The 20,975-nt window shown below is 67.9% G+C and carries 14 protein-coding genes; all 14 read left to right on the top strand.

Annotation, left to right across the window (positions count from 1 at the left end):
* The first annotated feature begins 135 nt into the window (after positions 1-135).
* Positions 136-1,137 carry a 4-hydroxy-3-methylbut-2-enyl diphosphate reductase gene (gene ispH / locus Q7W02_15265; protein ID MDO8477527.1) on the top strand — a complete coding sequence of 334 codons (1,002 nt, stop codon included), beginning with the start codon at positions 136-138 and terminating at the stop codon, positions 1,135-1,137.
* A gap of 2 nt (positions 1,138-1,139) precedes the next feature.
* Positions 1,140-2,081 (top strand): fumarylacetoacetate hydrolase family protein, encoded by a 942-nt coding sequence (locus Q7W02_15260; GenBank protein ID MDO8477526.1) that lies wholly within the window; start codon positions 1,140-1,142, stop codon positions 2,079-2,081.
* Between the two features lie 32 nt (positions 2,082-2,113).
* The gene (locus Q7W02_15255; GenBank protein ID MDO8477525.1) at positions 2,114-3,286 is read left to right on the top strand and encodes a YncE family protein; all 1,173 of its coding nucleotides are present in this window, start codon (positions 2,114-2,116) and stop codon (positions 3,284-3,286) included.
* 200 nt (positions 3,287-3,486) lie between these two features.
* Complete coding sequence (locus tag Q7W02_15250; GenBank protein MDO8477524.1) at positions 3,487-6,327, top strand: hypothetical protein; 2,841 nt, start codon at positions 3,487-3,489, stop codon at positions 6,325-6,327.
* Positions 6,328-6,337: 10 nt separating this feature from the next.
* Entirely contained in the window at positions 6,338-6,934 is a 597-nt protein-coding gene (locus Q7W02_15245; protein MDO8477523.1) for a carboxypeptidase-like regulatory domain-containing protein, read from the top strand.
* A complete protein-coding gene (locus Q7W02_15240; GenBank protein ID MDO8477522.1) occupies positions 6,931-9,537 on the top strand; it encodes a hypothetical protein in 2,607 nt (868 codons plus the stop codon). The genes Q7W02_15245 and Q7W02_15240 overlap by 4 nt, the downstream gene beginning before the upstream one ends.
* A 155-nt stretch (positions 9,538-9,692) precedes the next feature.
* Positions 9,693-11,771 carry an elongation factor G gene (gene fusA, locus Q7W02_15235; GenBank protein MDO8477521.1) on the top strand — a complete coding sequence of 693 codons (2,079 nt, stop codon included), beginning with the start codon at positions 9,693-9,695 and terminating at the stop codon, positions 11,769-11,771.
* A complete protein-coding gene (locus Q7W02_15230; GenBank protein ID MDO8477520.1) occupies positions 11,767-13,008 on the top strand; it encodes a threonine synthase in 1,242 nt (413 codons plus the stop codon). The genes fusA and Q7W02_15230 overlap by 5 nt, the downstream gene beginning before the upstream one ends.
* Before the next feature lie 92 nt (positions 13,009-13,100).
* Positions 13,101-14,378 (top strand): FCSD flavin-binding domain-containing protein, encoded by a 1,278-nt coding sequence (locus Q7W02_15225; protein ID MDO8477519.1) that lies wholly within the window; start codon positions 13,101-13,103, stop codon positions 14,376-14,378.
* Between the two features lie 15 nt (positions 14,379-14,393).
* Positions 14,394-15,002, top strand: a complete 609-nt coding sequence (locus Q7W02_15220; GenBank protein ID MDO8477518.1) for a c-type cytochrome — start codon at positions 14,394-14,396, stop codon at positions 15,000-15,002.
* A gap of 202 nt (positions 15,003-15,204) precedes the next feature.
* Positions 15,205-15,987 carry a sulfite exporter TauE/SafE family protein gene (locus Q7W02_15215; GenBank protein ID MDO8477517.1) on the top strand — a complete coding sequence of 261 codons (783 nt, stop codon included), beginning with the start codon at positions 15,205-15,207 and terminating at the stop codon, positions 15,985-15,987.
* Positions 15,988-16,005: 18 nt separating this feature from the next.
* Entirely contained in the window at positions 16,006-17,553 is a 1,548-nt protein-coding gene (gene nrfD, locus Q7W02_15210; GenBank protein ID MDO8477516.1) for an NrfD/PsrC family molybdoenzyme membrane anchor subunit, read from the top strand.
* Positions 17,554-17,596: 43 nt separating this feature from the next.
* Positions 17,597-20,425, top strand: a complete 2,829-nt coding sequence (locus tag Q7W02_15205; protein MDO8477515.1) for a molybdopterin-dependent oxidoreductase — start codon at positions 17,597-17,599, stop codon at positions 20,423-20,425.
* A 92-nt stretch (positions 20,426-20,517) separates the two neighbouring features.
* Positions 20,518-20,970 (top strand): thiosulfate oxidation carrier protein SoxY, encoded by a 453-nt coding sequence (locus tag Q7W02_15200; protein MDO8477514.1) that lies wholly within the window; start codon positions 20,518-20,520, stop codon positions 20,968-20,970.
* The last annotated feature ends 5 nt before the right edge of the window (positions 20,971-20,975 follow it).

Below are 20,975 nucleotides of genomic sequence, written 5' to 3'. Positions count from 1 at the left end.
AGTCGGAGGCCGTGGTGCCCGACGGGCTCCTGACCCACACCATGGGCCTGGCGGACGTCCCGGAAGCCCTCGGCCTCATGGAGCGGGGCCAGGCGCTCAAGGTGCTGATCGAGCCGTACACAGCCTGAGGAGACTATGGCGACCATCCCGCTTCAGGAAATCGTGCTGGCCGGCCCCCGCGGCTTCTGCGCCGGCGTCGACCGCGCCATTGACATCGTCGAGCTGGCGCTGCAGGTCTGCCCGCCGCCCGTCTACGTGCGCCGGGAGATCGTGCACAACCGCCACGTGGTCGAGGCGCTCCGCACCAAGGGCGCGCATTTCGTGGACGAGCTCGACGAGGTGCCGGACGACGCGACCGTGATCTTCAGCGCCCACGGCATCTCGCCCGCGGTCCGCCACGAGGCCCAGCGGCGCGGGCTGCGGGTGATCGACGCGACGTGCCCGCTCGTCACCAAGGTGCACCTCGAGGCCATCCGCTACGCGCGCGAGGGCTACAGCATCGTGCTCGTCGGCCACGCCGACCACGACGAGGTCGTGGGCACCATGGGCGAGGCGCCGGAGCGGATGTTCCTCATCGCGCATCCGGAGGAAGTGGACAAGCTCAAGATCCCCGACCCGGACAAGGTCGCCTATCTCACCCAGACGACGCTCTCCCTCGACGACACGCGCGCCTGCATCGAGGCGCTGCGCCGCCGCTTCCCGAAGATCGCCGGGCCCGCCAAGGACGACATCTGCTACGCGACCCAGAACCGCCAGGCCTCGGCCAAGACCGTGGCGGGGCAGGTGGACGTGCTGCTCGTCATCGGCGCCGCCAACAGCTCCAACGCGAACCGCCTGGTCGAGGTCTCGACGGTGATGGGCACGCCGTCCTACCTGATCAACGACAAGAACGACATCAGGCCCGAGTGGCTGGACGGCTCCAAGCGCATCGGCGTGACGGCAGGCGCCTCGACGCCCGAGTTCCTCGTCACCCAGGTGGTCGAGGCGCTCCAGCACGCCGGCCGCGTCGCGGTGCGCGAGGTGCACGTGGTCGAGGAGGACGTGCGCTTCGGGCTGCCGCGCGAGCTGGAGGACATCGCCCGCCAGGGCGGCAAGGCCCTGCCCGAGCGCAGCGGCGCCGCCGCGGTGAGCGAGTAGCCGTGCACCTCGTCACCTTCCGTCGCGGGCGCGGCGAGCCCAAGCCGGGCGCCGTGTGGCACGAGGCCGTGCTGGACCTGGGCGGCCTGGCGAAGGATCTGGCCGCGCAGCGGGGGACGGTCAGGCGCGGCCGCAGCGGCTTCCCGAAGAGCCTGCTCGAGCTGATCCAGGGTGGCGAAGCCGCGCTCCTCCTCGCGCACGAGGCCTGGGAGTACGGCAAGCGCTTGGTAGACCAGCAGGCCATCGAAGAGCTGGCGAAGCGCAAGCTGGCTTACCCGCTCAAGCGGGTGCGTCTGCTGGCCCCCATCCCGCACCCGGCGCGCAACGTCTTCTGCCTCGGCCGCAACTACGCCGACCACGCCGCCGAGCGCGGCGCCGCCGTGCCCGAGCACCCCGTGTACTTCACCAAGCCCGGCACGGCCGTCGTCGGCCCCGGCGACGACGTTGTCCACCACGCGGTCACCAGCGAGCTCGACTACGAGGTGGAGCTGACGGCGGTGATCGGCACGGCCGGTCGCGACATCAGCCGCGCCGACGCGCTCAAGCACGTCTTCGGCTACACGATCATCAACGACGTGACCGCCCGCGACCTCCAGAAGCGCCACACGCAGTGGTTCAAGGGCAAGTCGCTCGACACCTTCTGCCCCATGGGCCCAGTGCTGGTCACGGCCGACGAGATCCCGAACCCGCAGGCGCTCAGCATCGCCATGCGCGTTAACGGACAAGTACGGCAGTCGAGCAACACCAGCAAGATGATCTTCCCCTTGGACCAGTGCATCGAGGTGCTGTCGCTCTCCATGACGCTCCTGCCCGGCGACCTGATCGCCACCGGCACGCCCAACGGCGTGGGCGCCGCTACCGGCAACTACCTCAAGGCCGGGGACCGCATGGAGGCGGAAGTCGAGAAGATCGGCGTGCTCGCCAACAGAGTCGCCCGGCCGTAGCCCCAACCCACCAGACGAGAGGGGGATTTCGCATGCGCACAGCAAAGACGCTGGCCCTGGCACTGTCGCTCGTCCTCGCGCCGCTCGCCGCCCACGCCCAGCTGATGATCATCGGCATCGACGACAAGATCGTCTTCGACAAGACCGGCAAACAGATCCGCCGGCCCCCCGGGAAAGACGCCGTGGCCATCGTGGACATCAGCAACCCTGAGGCGCCGAAGATCGTCGGCAGCCTGCCGCTGATGAACACCGTGGTCGGCCCGCCGACCAACCTGGCCATCACGCCCGACCAGAAGCTGGCGATCGTGGCCAACTCGATGGACTGGCAGAAGGACGGCGACGACTGGAAGCCGGTGCCGGACAACAAGCTCTACGTCATTGACCTGACGACGAACCCTCCCGCTCACATCGGGACGGTCGAGGTCGGCAAGCAGCCCTCGGGGCTATCCATTAATAAAGCCGGCAACCTGGCGCTTGTCGCCAACCGCGCCGACAACTCGATCAGTGTGCTGTCCATCTCCGGGAAGGACGTCAAGCTGATCGACACCGTGCCCATGGGCGAGCAGGTGGCGCACGTGGTCTTCACGCCCGACGGCAAGCGGGCGCTGGTCGCCAAGTTCCCCGGCCACAAGATCGCCGTGCTGAACGTAGACGGCCAGAAGGTAACCGACAGCAAGCACAACATGGCCGTGGGCCTCTGGCCCTACAACGTGGACGTGGTGCCCGACGGCAGCATCGCGCTGACAGCCGACAACGGCTTCGCCGGCGGCTCCGACGGCAACGTGGACACGGTCAGCGTGATCGACCTCGAGGCGACCCCGCCCCGCGTGATCGACCGCGTGGTGGTGGGCGACGCGCCCGAGGGTCTCGCCATCAGCCCCAAGGGCAACCTGGCCGCGGCCATCCTGCTCCGCGGCAGCAACCAGGCGTGGAGCTCGTGGCTCTACAACCGCAACGGCAGCGTGGTCATCCTCAAGATCGACGGCAAGAAGGTGACGAAGCTCGACGAGGTCGAGGTGCGCGGCCTGCCCGAAGGGGCCGTGTGGAGCGCCGACGGCAAGTACCTGTTCGTCGGCAACTACATGGACAGCGACGTGTCCATCCTCCGCGTCGAGGAGACGAAGAAGGGCATCCGCGTCATCAACACCGGCAAGACGCTCAAGCTGCCCGGCCAGCCGGCATCGATGCGCGGCCGGAACCAGTAGCAGCCGATCCCGCAGCGGTTCACCTCGGGGGCGCCGGCATCGCCGGCGCCCCCTTTTCATGTCCCGTGCGCGCGGGAGTGTCCTCCATTCGTGACAGGGTCCTGTATCGAAACAAGCACTCTTGAAACACGCCAGGAGCGGGCCTACGGTGAGCCTCCAGTTCGGCGCGTGCGAACGATACGCGCGCCGCGGGAGGGGAGATGGCCAGTTCCGAGAATCGCTCCGCAGGTCTCGGTTGGGCGCTCGCGGGTGTCTGGGTGGTTCTCATTGCCATCCTCGGGCCGCCCTCGCTCTCCGCACAGGAGGTCAATCTCGACAGCCGCGTGCGGGTTCAGTTCGGCGGCTTCCGCCACGACCGCGCCGAGCAGGTCTTCGTCACCTCGGGCACGCTGACTAACATTTCGTCGGATGTCTTGCTCGAGCCGCTGTCTCTCGTGCTGACGAGCGTAAGCTCGGGCGTGATCCTGGCCAATTCCTCCGGCCAGACTGGCGACGGCCTGCCGTTCGTGAGCGTGCCGCTGCCGGACGGGTTCCTTGGCCCCGGCGGGCGCGTGCAGAACCTGGTCCTGAAATTCAAGAACCCGTCTGGGAGGGACATCCGCTTCACGACGTCTGTGCGGGGCGGCGTCTCGGTCGTAGAGTCGCTGCTGCAGACTCAAGGCGAGCTCCTGGGCGTGGCCGTGGCGTCCGACGGCACCGCCTATGTGTCAGATGTGAGACACGGCGAGATCTTCAGGGTAGATCCGGCGGGTTCAGCGGTCATCATTGCCGCCGGGCTGCGACGTCCCTCCGGCTTGGCGCTCGACGGCGCGGATCTCCTGATCGCCGAGGAGGACGCCGGACGCGTGTTGCGCGTGACGCCCGGGGGAGCGCAGTCGGTTCTCGCCAGAGGATTGCGGACGCCGCGCTGGCTTGCCAGAGGCCACGATGGCACCGTCTACATCACGGCCGAGGCGAAGGTCATCATCCGCCGGGACCCCTCGACGGGCCAGCTCGAGGTGGTTGCCACCGGCCTCCACCAGCTCGAGGCCCTGGCGCTGAACGGCACCGCGCTCTTTGCCGCAGCCCGCTGGGTCGAGGGGCTGCGGCAGGCACAGGGCGTCATCGCGCGCTATCCGCTGCTCCCGGACGGCCGCCTGGATCCGCCCACCTACTTCGTCCCGGGCGGTCTCCAGGATCCGCGCGGTCTCGTCCTGGACCAGCTCGCGTCGCTCTACGTCACGCCCCGGTCCCGCGCTATAGTCAAGGTGCACGGGGATGCGCACCTCACGCGATTCGCGGAGTCCCTGGTGGACCCGCGGGGCCTGGCCCTCGGCCCCGACGGCTCGCTCTATGTCGCCGACGGCCGCTCGGGGCGCTTGCTGCGGTTCCGCGCGCCCCCGGCCCCCAGCCTCGCGGGGCTGCCGGCTTTCACCAGAGACTCTCCGCTGACCGTGAGCGGCACCGCCGTGCCCTTCGCCCGCGTAGATCTCTTCGTCAACGACGCGACGACCGCGATCACGGGTTTTTCGGACAACAGGGGCGCCTTCTCACTGGCGTCGCCGCTGGCGTTGAACGCCAAGAACACGCTCGAGGTGTTTGCCACGGCGCGGCTCGGAAACGGGCTCACGAGCGCCCCGGCGCAGGCGAGCATCGCCCACGACAACCAGCTGCCCGTCATCACCTTCGTCACACCTCTCGGCAACGCCTACGTGCGCCAGACGGTGACCGTGCAGGCCCAGGCGAGCGGGGGTGGAGGCAGCGCTGTGACGAGCCTTGTCGTGAGCGCGGGTGGCCAGTCCCTCACGGTTACCCTCAGCCCGGCGCCTCCGGCCCCGTCGGTGACGGCAACAGCGAGCTGGAACACAAGCGGTATCCTCGACGGCGCCCAGACGCTGACCGCGACAGCGACCGATCAGGCGGGCAACACTGCCGCAGCGACGCGCGCGGTGATCGTGGACAACACTCCGCCCGACACGCAAATCACGGCAGGGCCCAGCGGCCCCATCACCGACACGTCCGCCACCTTCACCGTCACCGGCACGGACAACCTCGTGTCCGTCGCCCGCCTCCAATACGCCTGGCGGCTCGACGGCGGACCCTACTCGGCCTTCGACCCCAGCACACAGATTCTGCTCAGCGGTCTCACTCCCGGCGGGCACACCTTCGAGGTCAAGGCCCGGGACCTGGCCGGCAACGAGGATCCCACTCCCGCCCAGCAGAGCTTCACCGTCAGCACGCTGAGCATCCAGGTGACCTCACCCCCGGCAGGCGCCACCGTTCAGGCCGGCCTGCTCCTGGTGCGCGGGAGTGTGAATGCGGGCGGCAAAGATGTCGGGGTCGCCGTCAACGGGCGCCCCGCGGCGGTGCACGGGAGCGCGTTCGCCGCGTTGGTGTCTGTGGACCAAAGCACCACGCAGCTGATCGCCGTGGCGACCACCGTCACCGGAGCCACGACGAGCAGCACCATCCCCATCGGCGTTACCGGAAATCCTTCCGATGCCGTCGTCCTCCGCCCAAATCCCGAGAGCGGCATCGCGCCCCTCCAGGTCACCTTCTCGGTATCGGCGCCTCGCCCCGTGACCCAGGTCGCGCTCGACATCGACGGCAACGGCTCCGTGGATTTCCAGGGCGCGAGCCTCGACGGGCAGAGTTTCACCTACTCCCAGCCGGGACTCTACGTGGCGAGCGTGGCCGTCACCGACAGCCAGCGCACTCAGACCAACGCCGCGGCCATCATCCAGGTGTTGGATCGGGCGGCGCTCGTGGCATTCCTGCAGGCGCGGTGGATCGGGTTCAAGGATGCGCTCCGTCGCGGGGCGCTCACGACCGCCGTCGAATCCATCGCAATGAGAAAACGTGACAGCTACCAAACGCTGCTGAGCAACCTCACGATTCCCTTGAGCCAGATCGACTCAGTCCTGACCGATATCAGTCTCGTGTCCTTCGACGGTGAGTGGGCCGAATTGAACATGACCCGGATCGACAACGGGCAGCCCATTGGCCACCTGGTGCTCTTCGTGCGCGACGCAGACGGCGTCTGGCGGCTGCATTTCTTTTAGGAGGCTCGTCATGGGCTGGAGGAGCAGTGCGAGTGTCTGTCTGCTGCTGGGGGTGGCGTTCAGCCTGGCCGCAGGCTGCGGACACTTGGTCTATTCGAGTGGTCCATACAGCGGCCAAGTCGTCGATGCCGAAACCGGTCGGCCCGTCGCTGGTGCGGCCGTGGTCGCCATCTGGACGCGTGAAATGCCGACTGGGCCGGAGGTAGCCGAGGGCGATTGGGATGTCTACGAAACCCTCAGCGATGGCAATGGGCAGTTCGCGATTCCACACCGTACACACTTCACACCCTTTGGATGGATCCTTGAGCCCAAGCTCAAGGTGTATTACCCGGCATACACGCCCGGATATGCAGCCTACTACGGTCGTGATGTCCCAGTTGTGGATCGTCCGCCCCGGGATCCGCGTGATCGGGACCGCCCCGAGACCTATGTGACGATTCCATTGAGGCGTCCGACTACCAGAGGGGCCCGCATTCACGACGCCGATCTGCCGCTCGGCATGGAGATGGTCCGATGGGAGCAAGTGCCGAATCTGATGCGGCTCATCAACGAGGAACGCAGCCAACTCGGCCTTCAACCCTTTCGCAAACCGGGGTCCCAACCATGATCGCGTACAAGCCCCGCTTTTTTGGGACATTGATCCTCGCAGTCCTGACGACGGCGGACATCCCCGGCGCGGTGGCCTTCAAGCTGGAGACCCACGTCTCGATCAACGATCGCGCCGCCGTCATATCGGGGACTGGGGCATATCTGAAGGATGAGCTCGGCCTGAAGGATGGGCTTGGTAAGACATTTCGACGGAAACCGGACGACGAGCGGACCGGTTTCCGATGGATTCAGTTTGGCGGGCGCGCCGAGGACCTGTACGACGAGAGCGAGTGGTTCGGCGCGGCATACCGATCGAAGAACCATTTCCACAACCCAATCGTGGCGTCGTGGGCGGACTCCGGGTTGAGGACGCTGAGCATTTGTCTGCCTTTCGTCATCTCCGGAGAGTCGTCGCCGCGATGGGCTCAGAACGCCGACCAGGGGCAGAGTGGACAGGCAGCTTGGGCCGACGCTCGGAAGGCGTATTTCGAGGCCCTAACACTTGGGGCGATGGTCGACCGCGACGACGGATGGACCCGGACCCTTCAGGTCCTGGGTCAGCAAATGCATCTCGTGGCTGACCTGGTGGTACCGGCGCATACACGCAACGACATCCATTGCCCCGTATCGGACCGCTTTGAGGCGTGGGCACTGAGGAACAAGCCAAGGGTCGATTCCATTCTGAGCGCGACCCTTCAGCCGGTCGATCCGAGCATCTTCTCGATCAACGTGCCCGTAGATGATCAGGTGGCGAAAGTTCCAATAGCACGGCTCATGGACACCGATCGGTACGATGGGACCAATCCCACAGATACGATGCGTCTCACCGTCGGGCTGGCAGAGTATACGAACGCCAACTTCTTCAGTGACCATACAGTCTTCGAGGATCACGCGCCGGGTAATCCCAGTTTTCGGTATCCATCCTTTGCGAGCGTCGAGCTCGGCAATGAAGAGGATGCGCCCGGCGGTGTGCGTCGCCGCTACTTCCTTAAGACGCAGGACGGAGACACTGGATATCGGCTGGCGGTTCCGAGCGCCCTGTATGAGAGCCTCCCCGATGCACTACGAGACCAAGAGAAGGCCCTAGATGACAAGGTTCTGGAGAATTACGCCGCGCGGCTCCTACCGAAGGCCGTCAGTTACTCCGCTGCGCTGCTGGATTACTTCTTCCGGGGGAAGCTCGGGGCGAGGATCGCGCCGGACCCGGCGGATCCGCAAGCGTTCCTGTTGACGGGCAAGAACGAGTCGCAAGAACCGCTGAAGGACGGCATGCTGAAGGTCTTCGGCGACTACGCGAGTGAGGGGCGCCGCGAGCTCGGGTCCTGGACGATTTCGGGGCCGGTGGCGTCCGGGGATGCTCTGTCCGACCAGACTCTCAGCTTCCGTCCTCCGACTGACCGGCCGATTCCGGAGCGCTACATGGTGGTGTATCAGGGGAGCTTGGGCGAGGAGAAGAAGGATAACCCGCCTGGGTTTGGGGGTGCCGTCATCGGCAAGGCCGCGAAGTACGTGGGGACCATCGAGCAACTCTTCGTCAACGCGGCCGACGGCGACGTGTACTTTCGCAATGGGACGCTGGTGACAAAGCTCAACGTACGCTCTCAACTCCCGTCTGGCAGCCTCGTCATTCTGCGCTCGTGGGGCACCCGCAACGACACCTTCCTGGTGGAAGGGGGTGTTCCTGGTGAGGGTGTGTCGCATTTCTACGTGTTCACCCTGAACCGGCCACGGCCCGATCAAGTCTTCCGCGACCCACCCGTGGCGACCCTCGTGCGTGGACCCGATCTCTTCGACCCGTTCTTCATGCTCTCGCAGCTGCCGCCCTTCGCCAGGCCACAAGTTTTAAACTACCGTGCCCTTCTTGATGACAATCTCAACGTGATCCTTCCCGGGGACTACTGTCTCGACATCCCGGATCCGTTCCACATGGAACGAGAAGAGTGCCATGCCCTGGTGGTGAACCACACGGCGCGCACGATAGTCTTCGATCTGCCCCCGAGTGCCCTGGGTGCGCCCAGCGGAGGGCTGGGTTTCACTGGGGTCTTTGCGTCGATGGTGCTGCGCCTCGACGCCAGCAATCCTGGCGAAAGCCGCATCGTTGTGGAGGGCTTTCACAACATTTACGCCGACAACGATTCGTACCGCGTGTATCTGGGAGTTGTCGATGGGAATGGTAGTGTGGTGACCACGCTCATGGGCTGGGAGCCATTCGGAATGCCGTACTATCCTGACCCTCAGCGCGGAGGCAGGCATCTCCTGTGGGTGAACAGCGATAACAACCGGGTGTACCTGTCTTCACTCGTCGACGGGACCTCCACGGAGATCGGCGCTGGAGAGGCGGATGTCCTATCGGTCTGGGCGGCGTCACTGCTCCCCGTAGCACCCGACCATCTGCTCCGTACCGCCACTCCCACCTATTTCGTGAAGGGTTGGACTGCGGACGGGACCGTCGTTCTTCCGCGGGTAGGGACACCGGGATTCCCTCCCGAGGATCCGGACCTTGCGTCTCTGAAACGGCTGGCCGACCCGCCCCCGGGAGTATCATTCCCCACAGGTATTTTCTGCGGATGGAGCTTGTGCTCACTCTGGCAGGTGATCGAAGACCCGGACATGCTCAGATAGCTGCCGGTGTCGCGGTGGACTCCTGGCTGCCCGGACCTGCGGCCCGGACCTGCGGCTGGCCTGTCCCGCGGCGCTGTGGTAGCATTTCCGCCCACATCGCCCTTTTCTCCGGCAGTCGAGTTTTCCCTTCGCAGCAGGGGCACGGGGAGGTAGGCATGGCGACGGACATCTCCAAGATCCGCAACGTGGGCTTCGCGGGGCACGGCGGGGTCGGCAAGACATCCCTGGTGGAAGCCATCCTGTTCGCGGCCGGGGCCATCAACCGGCTCGGCAAGGTGGACGACGGCACCACCACCACCGACTTCGACCCCGACGAGATCAAGCGCAAGATCTCGCTGGGCACCTCGGTCGCCTACTGCGACTGGAAGGGCCACCGCCTCAACCTGATCGACACGCCCGGGTACGGCGACTTCGTCGCCGACGCGCGCGGGGGGCTGCGCGTGGCGGGCGCGGCGGTCATCGTGGTGGACGCGGTCGCCGGCGTGCAGGTGCAGACGGAGAAGGTCTGGAAGTACGCCAACGAGTACACCCTGCCGCGCGCTGTTGTCATCAACCGCCTCGACCGCGAGCGCGCCGATTTCTTCCGCACCCTCGAGTCACTCCAGAAGCGCTTGAAGGGCCGGCTCTGCCCGCTCCAGCTGCCGATCGGGTCCGAGGCGGGCCTCAAGGGCGTGGTGGACCTGGTCGCGATGAAGGCGCTCCTTACGGCCGACGGCAAGCCGAAGGAAGCCGAGATCCCCGGCGAGGCGATGGACGACGCTAAGGCGTGGCGCGAGAAGCTCATGGAGGCCGTGGCCGAGACCGACGACGACCTTCTCGCCAAGTATCTCGAAGAGGGCAGCATTGGCGAGGAGGAGATGGTCAAGGCCCTCGGCAAGGCCATCGGGCAGGGGAGCCTCGTGCCCGTCATGGCCGCCTCCGCCGCCAAGGGCATCGGCGTCCAGCCGCTGATGGACCTGATCGTCAAGGAGTTCCCGTCGCCCGCCGAGGCCGGCCCGGTCGAGGGCATCGACCCGCGCACCAAGCAGGCCGTCACGCTGGCGCCCGATCCCAAGGCTCCGCTCGCGGCCGTTGTCTTCAAGACCATCGCGGACCCGCACGTGGGCAAGCTCTCGCTCTTCCGCGTGTACTCCGGCACCTTCAAGGCCGACAGCCAGGTGCTCAACTCCACGCGCGGGGCCAAGGAGCGCATCGGGCATATCGGGTGGCTCATGGGCAAGACGCAGAAGCCCGTCGAGGCGCTGGGGCCCGGGGAGATCGGCGTCGTCGCGAAGCTGAAAGACACGCTGACGGGCGACACGCTCTGCGACGAGGCGCACCCGGTCGTCCTGCCGGGCATCGCCTTCCCGGAGCCCTCCATCTCCTTCGCGATCCAGCCCAAGACGCGCGGCGACGAGGACAAGATCTCGACGGCGCTCCACCGGATGACGGAGGAGGACCCGACGCTCCACCACCACTTCGACCCCGAGACGAAGCAGCTGCTCGTCTCCGGCATGGGGCAGCTGCACGTCGAGACGGTCGTCGAGCGGATGAAGCGCAAGTACAACGTGGACGTGAGCCTCCTGCCGCCGCGCATCCCTTACAAGGAGACCGTCAAGGGGCGCGCCGAAGTCCAGGGCAAGTACAAGAAGCAGACGGGTGGCCGCGGGCAGTACGGCGACGTGTGGCTCAAGGTCGAGCCGCTCCAGCGCGGCGGCGGCTTCGAGTTCGTGGACGATATCTTCGGCGGGTCCGTGCCGCGTAACTTCATCCCGTCGGTGGAGAAAGGCGTCCGCGACTGCCTGAAGCGCGGCATCTTCGCCGGCTACCCCATCGTGGACCTCAAGGTCTCGCTCTACGACGGCTCCTACCACGACGTGGATTCCTCGGACATGGCCTTCCAGATCGCGGCCTCGATGGGCCTGCAGAAGGGCTTCATGGAGGCGCACCCGATCCTCCTCGAGCCCATCATGCACGTCGAGGTGACGGCGCCGTCCGACCACGCGGGCGACGTCATCGGTGACCTGAACGGCCGCCGCGGGCGCATCGTGGGCATGGAGCCCGACGGCGAAGTCGTGTCCGTCCGCGCACAGGCGCCCATGGCCGAAATGCTGACGTACGAGTCCTCGCTCCGCTCCATGACCGGCGGGCGCGGCGGCTACTCCATGGACTTCTCGCACTACGAAGAAGTCCCGGCCCACCTCGCGGAGAAAGTCGTCGCCGCCGCGAAGGCAGAGAAAGAGAAGGCCCATTAGCCCGTCCTTCGTCACCCACATCGAGTGCACTGTCTGCGGCCGGCGCCACGAGGCCGGCCGCCTCCTCACCGTCTGCCAAGGCTGCGGCCAGATGCTGGCCGTGCGCTACGACCTGCCCAAGGTCGCCGCCGCTGTCACGAAGGACGACCTCCTGCGGCGCGCGCCCGGGATGTACCGCTTCCGCGAGTTGACGCCGCTCGACGACGGCGAGGAACCGATCACTCTCGGCGAGGGCGGCACGCCGTTGATCCCGCTCCCGCGCCTGAGCGCGCACCTGGGCCTGCGCCACGTTTGGGCGAAAGACGAAGGCCAGAACCCGACGGGCTCGTTCAAGGCGCGCGGCCTCGGCATGGCGCTCACCAAGGCGCGCACGCTCGGCGTCAAGGGGCTGATGATCCCGTCGGCGGGCAACGCGGGCGGCGCCGCGGCGGTCTACGGGGCGCGCGGTGGGATCCCGGTGGTCGTGGTCGTCCCGCGCGGCACGGCCGAGGCCGCCATCGCGGAGGCGATCATCGCGGGCGCCTACGTCTTCACGGTCGACGGCTCGATCGCGACGGCGGGCAAGTTGATCGCCGGCATCGCGTCCAAGATCGGCTGGTTCGATCTGGCCACGCTGAAGGAGCCCTATCGCCTCGAGGGCAAGAAGACGATGGGGCTCGAGTTGGCCGAGCAGCTCGGCTGGCAGATGCCGGATCTCCTCATGTACCCGACGGGCGGCGGGACGGGTCTGGTCGGGATCTGGAAGGCCTACGAGGAGCTGGCGGCCATGGGCTGGATCAAGGCCGCTCAGCCCCGTTTCGTCGCGGTCCAGGCCGAAGGGTGCGCCCCGCTCGTGAAGGCGTGGGACGACAAGGCCGAGACGACGACGCTCTGGGAGAACCCCGTCACCGACGCGCCCGGCCTTCGCGTGCCGGGCCCCTTCGCGGGGCGCCAGATGCTCAAGATCATGCGCGATACGGGCGGCCACGCGCGCGCCGTGAGCGAGCAGGAGATCGTGGAGGCGCAGAAGCTCCTGGCGCGCGTCGAGGGCATCTGGACGGCGCCCGAAGCCGCCGCCGCGCTCGCCGCGCTCTGCCAGATGAAGGAGACCGGCGAGGTGGATGCGGGCTCGCGCATCGTCATCGTGCTCACGGGCGCGGGGATCAAGAACTCGCCGCCGGCGCTGCCGGCTCCGGTGCACCTTGAAGGCGACGAGGCGCAGGTCCTCGCCCGTGTCAGGAAGGCCCTCGGCCTCTAGCCAAAAACGCTGTTGACATGATGCAAATGGCTTAGTACATTTCTCCGTATTCCGGTCGATAAACGAGCCAATCAATGAAGGAGGCGGGGTCTATGAGCGGGCTGACGCGCAGAGATTTCCTCCGCTCCTCGGGTGTGGGTGTCGGTGTCAGGTTGGGCTTGGGCGCTGGTCTTGGACTCTCGGGCTGCGCCAGTACCATGACGGGCGACATCGCGCCAAAGAGCGGTCGCAGGGTGGTGGTGATCGGCGGCGGCTGGGGCGGGTCCACCGCGGCCAGATACATCCGGATCGCCGACCCGTCGATCGAAGTGGTGCTGCTCGAGCCCAACCGCGAGTTCGTCTCCTGCCCGTTCAGCAATCTCGTGTTGAGCGGGCAGCGGACCATCGAGAGCCTGACGCTTTCCTACGCGGGGCTCCGGGCCCGCGGCGTCAAGATCATCCACGAGTCAGCGACCGCCATCGAGCCCGACACCAAGAGGGTCCGCATCGGCCAAGGCTACCTCGCCTACGACCGTCTCGTCGTCTCGCCCGGCATCGACTTCCAGTGGGAGCAGATCGAGGGGCTCGCGGCCGCCAAGGACACGGTGCTCCACGCGTGGAAGGCGGGGCCGCAGACGGTGCAGCTGGCGGCGCAGATCCAGTCCATGCCGGACGGCGGCGTCTTCGTCCTGACGGTGCCTCCCGTCGCCTTCCGCTGCCCGCCGGGCCCCTACGAGCGCATCTGCCAGGTCGCGTGGTACCTCAAGCAGCACAAGCCGAAGAGCAAGGTGATCGTGCTCGACGCCAACCAGAACATCGTGTCGAAGACCGCGCTCTTCCGCGCGGCGTGGCAGGCGTACCCGAACATCGACTACCGCGCCTCGCAGAAGGTGATCGGCGTCGATACCTCGACGCGCGAAGTCCGCACCGAGTTCGACCGCGTCAAGTACGACGTGCTCAACCTGATCCCGCCCCAGCGCGCGGGCACGATTGCCGTCCAGGCGGACCTCGTCGGCGCCGACAAGCGCTGGTGCGAGGTGGACCACGTCACGTACGAGTCGGTGAAGCAGAAGAACATCCACGTGGTCGGCGACGCGACCATCGGACTGCCCGTGCCGAAGTCCGGAAACGTCGCCAACAACATGGGCAAGGCGGCGGCGCTCAGCATCGTGAGCCTGCTCAACGGGCAAGCCGTGCCGCTCATGCCTCCAGGCAACACCTGCTACAGCTGGGTCAGCGACCGCGAAGCCATCGCGGTGGTGAATTCCTACAAGATCGAGAACGGCAAGGTGGTCCAGATCGAGCAGAAGCTCACGCCCGCCCAGAGCGTCTCCGTCGCCCAGCGTGCAGAGGGCTGGCGGCAGAGCATCTGGGCCGACATGCTGTCGTAGAGGGGGACGGCGATCATGACGACCTCACGCTTCGCGGCCGCCCTCGCGGCGGCAGTTTTCGTACTCGCGGCCGGGCCCGGCGCGGCCTGCGCCGCCGGCCCGCTCGACGACCCGGGCTTCGCGAAGGTCATCACGTGCGCGGCCTGCCACGGTGCCAACGGCAACAGCGGCTCCAACATGATGCCGATCATCTCCGGGCTCGACCCGGCCTACTTCAAGCGGCAGATCGAGAACTACGCCGCCGGCAAGCGCCCGTCGCCCGAGATGGAGCCCTACGCCAAGGAGATCCAGTTCCTCGGGCTGAACCAGATCGCGGCGTACTTCGCCGCGCAGAAGCGCGTGCCCACGCCCATTCGCTCTTCGGCCGAAGCCGCCGCGAGAGGCAAGACGGTTGCGGCCCAGTGCGTGATCTGCCACGGGCCGGACGGCAAGGGTGATCCCGCGCGGCTGATCCCGGGACTCGCCGGACAGCCGCCCGGCTACCTCGCGCAGCAGATGGTGCTCTTCAAGGTGGACACGCGGGACCCGGGCGAACCGCTGCTCGCGGCCAAGAAGGCGCTGATGAAGATCATCCCGGACGGCCAGTTCGCCGATCTGGCCGCGTACTACTCGAGCCTCCGCTAGCCCGGAATCCGGCGCCCGCCCGGGGACGCCGTGGCAGAATGGGCCGCCGAGCTTTCGGCGACTCATGCCCGAACCCCTCTGGCTGCTGCCTGTAGGCTTCGCACTCGGGGCCTGCGGGACCGTCATCGACGCGGGCCATCGGCGCGGGGGGCGGTCGAGGTATCATGCTGCCCATGTCGCAACCGGACCCTGGCGCTTCCGCATGAGCGCGGTCTTCATCCTGACGCTGGCCGCGCTGGGCTTCGTGGGCGCGTTCGCGTCGGGACTGGTCGGCGTGGGCGGGGCCATCGTGATGATCCCGCTCCTCTTCTATGTCCCGCCGCTCCTCGCCGTGGGCAGCCTCGACATCAAGCTGGTGGCGGGCGTGACCATGGCGCAGGTGCTGGCGGCCTCCGTGATGGGCGCATGGACCCACGGCCGCGGCGCCATGGTGCACCGCCGCCTGGCCCTCTGGGGCGGGTCGGCCATGGCCGCGGGCTCGCTGGCGGGAGCGGTTGGAGCACACTACGTCGGGGGGCGCGTGCTGCTCCTCGTCTTCGCCCTGATGGCCACAGCGGCGCTGCTGCTCATGTTCATCCCGCCTATCGTCGCCGCGCCGGGCGCGCGCGCGGAGACCATGCTGTTCAACCGGGCCGAGGCCGTCGCGATCCCGGGAGTGGTCGGCGTCTTCTCGGGCTTGGTCGGCGCCGGCGGGGCGTTTCTCCTGATGCCCGCGCTCGTGGGCGTCATGCGGCTCCCGGTGCGGCTCAGCATCGGCACCTCGCTCGTGATGGTCGGCGCCGGCGCGTGCTTGGGGTTCGTGGGCAAGCTCGCGACGGGCCAGGTCCCTTTCATCGCGGCCGTCGCCGTCGTGGCGGGCTCATTGCCGGGCGCGAGCCTCGGCGCGCATCTCAGCAGGCGCGCTCCCGTGGGCGTCCTGCGTGTAATACTCGGCGCCGTCATCGCGCTGGCGGCCCTGCGCGTCTGGATCGACGTTCTGCACTAGGGTTCACGGGAGACTCGCTTGCGCTACGGCTTCGTGATCGACCAGCGGAAATGTATCGGGTGTCACGCCTGCACGGTGGCGTGCAAGGAAGAGAACCAGGTGCCCCTCGGCGTCAACCGCACCTGGGTCAAGTACATCGAGAAGGGCACGTTCCCCGACACGCGGCGCTACTTCTCCGTCATGCGGTGCAACCACTGCGACAACGCCCCGTGCGTGACGATCTGCCCGACCGTCGCGCTCTACCGGCGCCCCGACGGCATCGTGGACTTCGACGGTGACCGCTGCATCGGCTGCAAGTCGTGCATGCAGGCCTGCCCGTACGACGCGCTCTACATCGACCCGGAGACGCAGACGGCGGCCAAGTGCCACTACTGCGCGCACCGGGTCGAGGTCGGGCTCGAGCCGGCGTGCGTCATCGTGTGCCCGGTGCAGGCCATCGTCCCGGGCGACCTGGACGACCCCAACTCGGGGATCGCGCGTCTGGTCGCCACGCAGCAGGTGGCGGTGCGCAAGCCGGAGCAGGGGACGCAGCCCAAGCTCTTCTATATCGGCGCCGACGAAGCCGCGCTGAGGCCGGCCATGCAGGAGGCCGGTGACCGCTATATGTTCGCCGAGGCGAGCCGCATCCCGGTGCCGGGCGGGCCCAACGTCGCCGGCCGGGCTGCAGCCGTCGCCGGTGAAGGCGTGGACCTGCTCGGCATGGCGCGGACAGTGTACGACGTGGCGCATCCGGAGCGGCCCTGGGGGTGGAAGGTCTCGACGTATCTCTGGACCAAGTCGGTCGCGGCGGGTGCGCTTCTCGTCGCGGCGATCACCGCGATCGCCGGGCTGTCCTTTGCGGGACCCGTGGCGGGTCTCGCGGCGCCGCTCATCAGCCTCGTCTTCCTCGCGCTGACGACCGCGCTTCTCGTCCTCGACCTCAAGCGCCCGGAGCGATTCCTCTATCTCCTCTTGAAGCCGAACTGGCGCTCCTGGCTGGTCTGGGGCGGGTGGATTTTGACGGCGCACGGTCTCCTGGGCGTCGCTTGGCTCGTCGCGGGCTGGACGCAGAGCTACATGGCGTTCTTCGCCCTGGGCTGGCCCGTGCTGCTCGTGGCCACGGCGTCGGCCGGCTACAGCGCCTTCCTCTTCGGCCAGGCCGAGGGGCGCGACTTCTGGCAGAGCCCGCTCGTGCTGCCCCATCTCCTCGTGGCCGCTGTCACGGCCGGCTGCGCGGGCCTCCTGCTCGCCGCGCTCGCCATCAGCCACGATCCGCGCGTGGCCGAGGGGCTCCGCATGGCGCTCTGGTTCTCGCTCGCCCTGAACGGCGTCGTGCTCTTCGCCGAGGCCTTCACGGCGCATGCCACCCAGGATGCCGCCCGCGCCGCGCGGCTGATCACGCGGGGCCCGTACCGCGTCCGCTTCTGGTGGGGCATCGTGGTGGGCGGCACCGCCGTGCCGCTCGTCCTGCTCGTGCTCTCGCCGCAGCCATGGGCGGCCGTCGCGGCGACCGTGCTCGGTCTTTTCGGCCTCTGGCTCTGGGAAGACATCTGGGTGCGCGCCGGCCAAGCGCTGCCCCTTTCGTGAGGACGCCCACTCTCGTGAGGATCCCCACTCTCTTGAGGACTCAATGACCGACAAGTCAGCCGACCCGCTTCACCCGCACGCCCGCGACCTCGACCCGCCGGCGCCCGGGCTCAGCCCCTTTCCGCCCGTCGATCGGTGGGACGACTGGGAGGAGTACGACTCGAAAGCGTGGCCGAAGCGCGTGCCGCGGCGCTACTCGCTCATCCCCACCATCTGCTTCAACTGCGAGGCGGGCTGCGGGCTCCTCGCCTACGTGGACAAGCAGACGCTCAAGATCCAGAAGTTCGAGGGCAACCCCGAGCACCCGGGCAGCCGCGGCCGCAACTGCGCCAAGGGCCCGGCCACGCTCAACCAGGTGCAGGATCCGGAGCGCATCCTCTACCCGCTGAAGCGCGCCGGGAAGCGCGGGGAAGGCAAGTGGGAGCGCGTCAGCTGGGACGAGGTGCTGGACGACATTGCCGGTCGGATCCGCAAGGCGCTCGTCGAGGGCAGGCAGAAGGAGATCATGTATCACCTGGGCCGCCCGGGGCACGAGCTCGTCTACCTCCAGCGCGTCTTCCACGCCTGGGGCATCGACGGGCACAACAGCCACACCAACGTCTGCTCGGCGGGGGCGCGTGCCGGCTACGCTTTCTGGCACGGGTTCGACCGGCCCTCGCCCGATCACAGCCGCGCGCGCTTCATCCTCCTCCTGTCCTCCCACCTCGAGGCGGGGCACTACTTCAATCCGCACGCCCAGCGGATCATCGAGGGCAAGATGGCGGGCGCCAAGGTTTGCGTGGTGGACACGCGTCTGTCCAACACCGCATCGATGGCGGACTACTGGCTGTCGCCCTGGCCGGGGACCGAGGCCGCGATGCTCCTGGCCTTCGTCCACGTCCTGCTGCGTGACGGCACCTGGGACCGCGAGTTCGTCCGCCGCTGGGTCAACTGGGAGGAGTACCTGCGCCACGAGCGGCCGGGCGTGCCGGTCGCCTTCGAAGAATTCGAGCGGGCGCTGGGCGAGATCTACGCGACGTACACGCCGGAGTTCGCAGAGGCCGAGAGCGGTGTCCCCGCGGCGCGCATCGAGGAAGTGGCGCGGGAGATCGGCCGCTCGGGCGGCGCGCTCTCGAGTCACGTGTGGCGGAACGCCGCGGCGGGCAACCTCCATGGCTGGGAAGTCGCGCGCGCCCTGGAGCTGGTGGTGGTGCTGATGGGCGCCGTCGCGGTTCCCGGCGGCACCGCGCCCAGCGCCTGGAACAAGGCCGTGCCGGCGCCGCCGATGATGCCGCCCCCCGCGAAAGTGTGGAGCGAGCTCCTGATGCCGCGCGAGTACCCGCTGGCCTTCTTCGAGATGAGCTTCCTCCTGCCGCACTTCCTCCGCGAAGGCCGCGGCAAGCTCGCCATGTACTTCACGCGTGTCTACAACCCCGTCTGGACCAACCCCGACGGCATGTCGTGGATCGAGATGCTGACGGACGAGGCCAAGGTCGAGCGGCACGCCTGTCTTACGCCCATCTGGAGCGAGACCGCGTGGTTCGCCGACTACGTGCTGCCGATGGGGCACGCCTCGGAGCGCCACGACCTCATGAGCCAGGAGACCCACGCGGCGCGCTGGATCGGCTTCCGCCAGCCCGTCCTGCGCGTGGCCCTCGAGCGGCAGGGCAAGAAGTTCGACCTGACCTGGCAGGCCCACGAGGCCGTGGGGCTGGGGCAGGTGTGGGAGGAGGACGAGTTCTTGATCGAGCTGTCGTGGCGCATCGATCCCGACGGGACGCTCGGCATCAGGAAGTTCTTCGAGTCCCCGTACCGCGCGGGCGAGAAGCTCAGGATCGAGGAGCTCTACCGGTGGATCTTCGAGCACAGCGTCCCCGGGCTGCCTGAGGCCGCGGCGCGGCAGGGCCTGACTCCGCTCGAGTACATGCGCAAGTACGGCGCGTTCCTCATCGAAGATCACGTCTACCGCACCCACGAGACCCCGCTCTCCCCCGCGGAGTGCCTAGGGGCCGCGGTGGACCCCGTCACGCGCGTGGCGGTCAAGGGCGGGAGCGCCGTGGGTGTCGAAGTCGACGGGCAGCTCCGCGCGGGGTTCCCCACGCCCTCGCGAAAGCTCGAGTTCTATTCGAAGACGCTCAAGGACTGGAAGTGGCCGGAGCACGCGGTGCCGACCTACGCGAAAGGCCACGTGCACTGGTCCCAGATCGACCCGGCCCGCGGTGAGATGCTGCTCCTGCCGACCTTCAGGCTCCCGACCCTGATCCACTCGCGCTCGGGCAATGCCAAGTGGCTCTACGAGATCTCGCATACCAACCCGCTGTGGCTCAGTCCCGGGGACGCATCGCGGCTCGGCGTCCGCACGGGAGATCTCCTGAAGGTGGAGACGGAGATCGGCCACTTCGTGGACAAGGTCTGGGTGACCGAGTCGATCCGGCCCGGCGTCGTCGCCTGCTCGCATCACCTCGGCCGCTGGCGGCTCCAGGAGGACGCGGGCGGCGAGCGCTGGTCCACGGCCCTCGTGGACATGCAGCGGCTGGGCGAAGGGCAGTGGCGGCTCCGCCACATCCACGGCGTGAGGCCGTTCGAGAGCGCTGACCCCGACTCGTCGCGCGTCTGGTGGGAGGACCCGGGCGTCCACCAGAACCTGACGTTCCCGGTGCATCCGGACCCCGTCAGCGGCCAGCACTGCTGGCACCAGAAGGTGCGCGTCGTCCGCCCGGGGCCCGAGGACCGCTACGGCGACGTCGTCGTGGACACCAACCGGGCGCATCAGGTCTACCGCGAGTGGCTCGCCATGGCGCGGCCGGCGCCGGGACCCGGCGGGCTCAGGCGCCCCCTCTGGCTGCCGCGGGCCTTCAGGCCCGATGCCTCGACCTACCGCCTCGAGCCGTGAGCCTTTGACTTGGTCGTGAAGCGCGGCATCATGGAGCCATGGTTAAGCGGGGAGCCATGGCTCGGCAGGGGGTGACCAGGAGAGAAGTGTTCATGGGGGCCGCCGCGGCGGCGCTTGCCGCCGCTTGGCCTCACGCCAAGGCGCGCGCTCAAGGCTTCCTCGCCAACCTTGCCCCCGAGGAGCCCGTCGAGAAAACCATGCAGCGGCTGTTCGGGAGCCGCCCGATCAAGGACGGATCCCAGGTCATCACGCTCGAGTTGCCGCTCATCGCGGAAGACGGCGGCAACGTGGCCATGTCGGTCGAGGTCAAGTCGCCGATGACGCCGCAGAGCTACGTCAAGACCATCTACGTCATGTCCGACAAGAACCCGCGGCCGCTCAACGCGAAGTTCAGCCTCACGCCGGCGTGCGGCCAGGCGTACGTGGCCGCCAACCTCCGGCTGGCCGACACCGGAGACGTGCGCGCCGTGGCGGAGATGCAGGACGGCGCGCTCCTCATGGTCAAGCGGAGCGTCCGCGTGGTCGTCGCGGGGTGCGCCGCGTGAGCACC

It is taken from the genome of Candidatus Rokuibacteriota bacterium (assembly GCA_030647435.1).
GTDB lineage: Bacteria > Methylomirabilota > Methylomirabilia > Rokubacteriales > CSP1-6 > AR37.
Note: the sequence above shows the minus strand (reverse complement) of the source record. Positions and strands in the feature narration are given on the sequence as shown.

What these genes read in the sequence shown, in the direction of transcription:
- ispH (MDO8477527.1), top strand. Translation starts at nt 136, where the DNA reads ATGGCGACCATCCCGCTTCAGGAAATCGTGCTGGCCGGCCCCCGCGGC.
- Q7W02_15255 (MDO8477525.1), top strand. Translation starts at nt 2,114, where the DNA reads ATGCGCACAGCAAAGACGCTGGCCCTGGCACTGTCGCTCGTCCTCGCG.
- Q7W02_15250 (MDO8477524.1), top strand. Translation starts at nt 3,487, where the DNA reads ATGGCCAGTTCCGAGAATCGCTCCGCAGGTCTCGGTTGGGCGCTCGCG.
- Q7W02_15245 (MDO8477523.1), top strand. Translation starts at nt 6,338, where the DNA reads ATGGGCTGGAGGAGCAGTGCGAGTGTCTGTCTGCTGCTGGGGGTGGCG.
- Q7W02_15240 (MDO8477522.1), top strand. Translation starts at nt 6,931, where the DNA reads ATGATCGCGTACAAGCCCCGCTTTTTTGGGACATTGATCCTCGCAGTC.
- fusA (MDO8477521.1), top strand. Translation starts at nt 9,693, where the DNA reads ATGGCGACGGACATCTCCAAGATCCGCAACGTGGGCTTCGCGGGGCAC.
- Q7W02_15225 (MDO8477519.1), top strand. Translation starts at nt 13,101, where the DNA reads ATGAGCGGGCTGACGCGCAGAGATTTCCTCCGCTCCTCGGGTGTGGGT.
- Q7W02_15220 (MDO8477518.1), top strand. Translation starts at nt 14,394, where the DNA reads ATGACGACCTCACGCTTCGCGGCCGCCCTCGCGGCGGCAGTTTTCGTA.
- Q7W02_15215 (MDO8477517.1), top strand. Translation starts at nt 15,205, where the DNA reads ATGAGCGCGGTCTTCATCCTGACGCTGGCCGCGCTGGGCTTCGTGGGC.
- Q7W02_15205 (MDO8477515.1), top strand. Translation starts at nt 17,597, where the DNA reads ATGACCGACAAGTCAGCCGACCCGCTTCACCCGCACGCCCGCGACCTC.
- Q7W02_15200 (MDO8477514.1), top strand. Translation starts at nt 20,518, where the DNA reads ATGGGGGCCGCCGCGGCGGCGCTTGCCGCCGCTTGGCCTCACGCCAAG.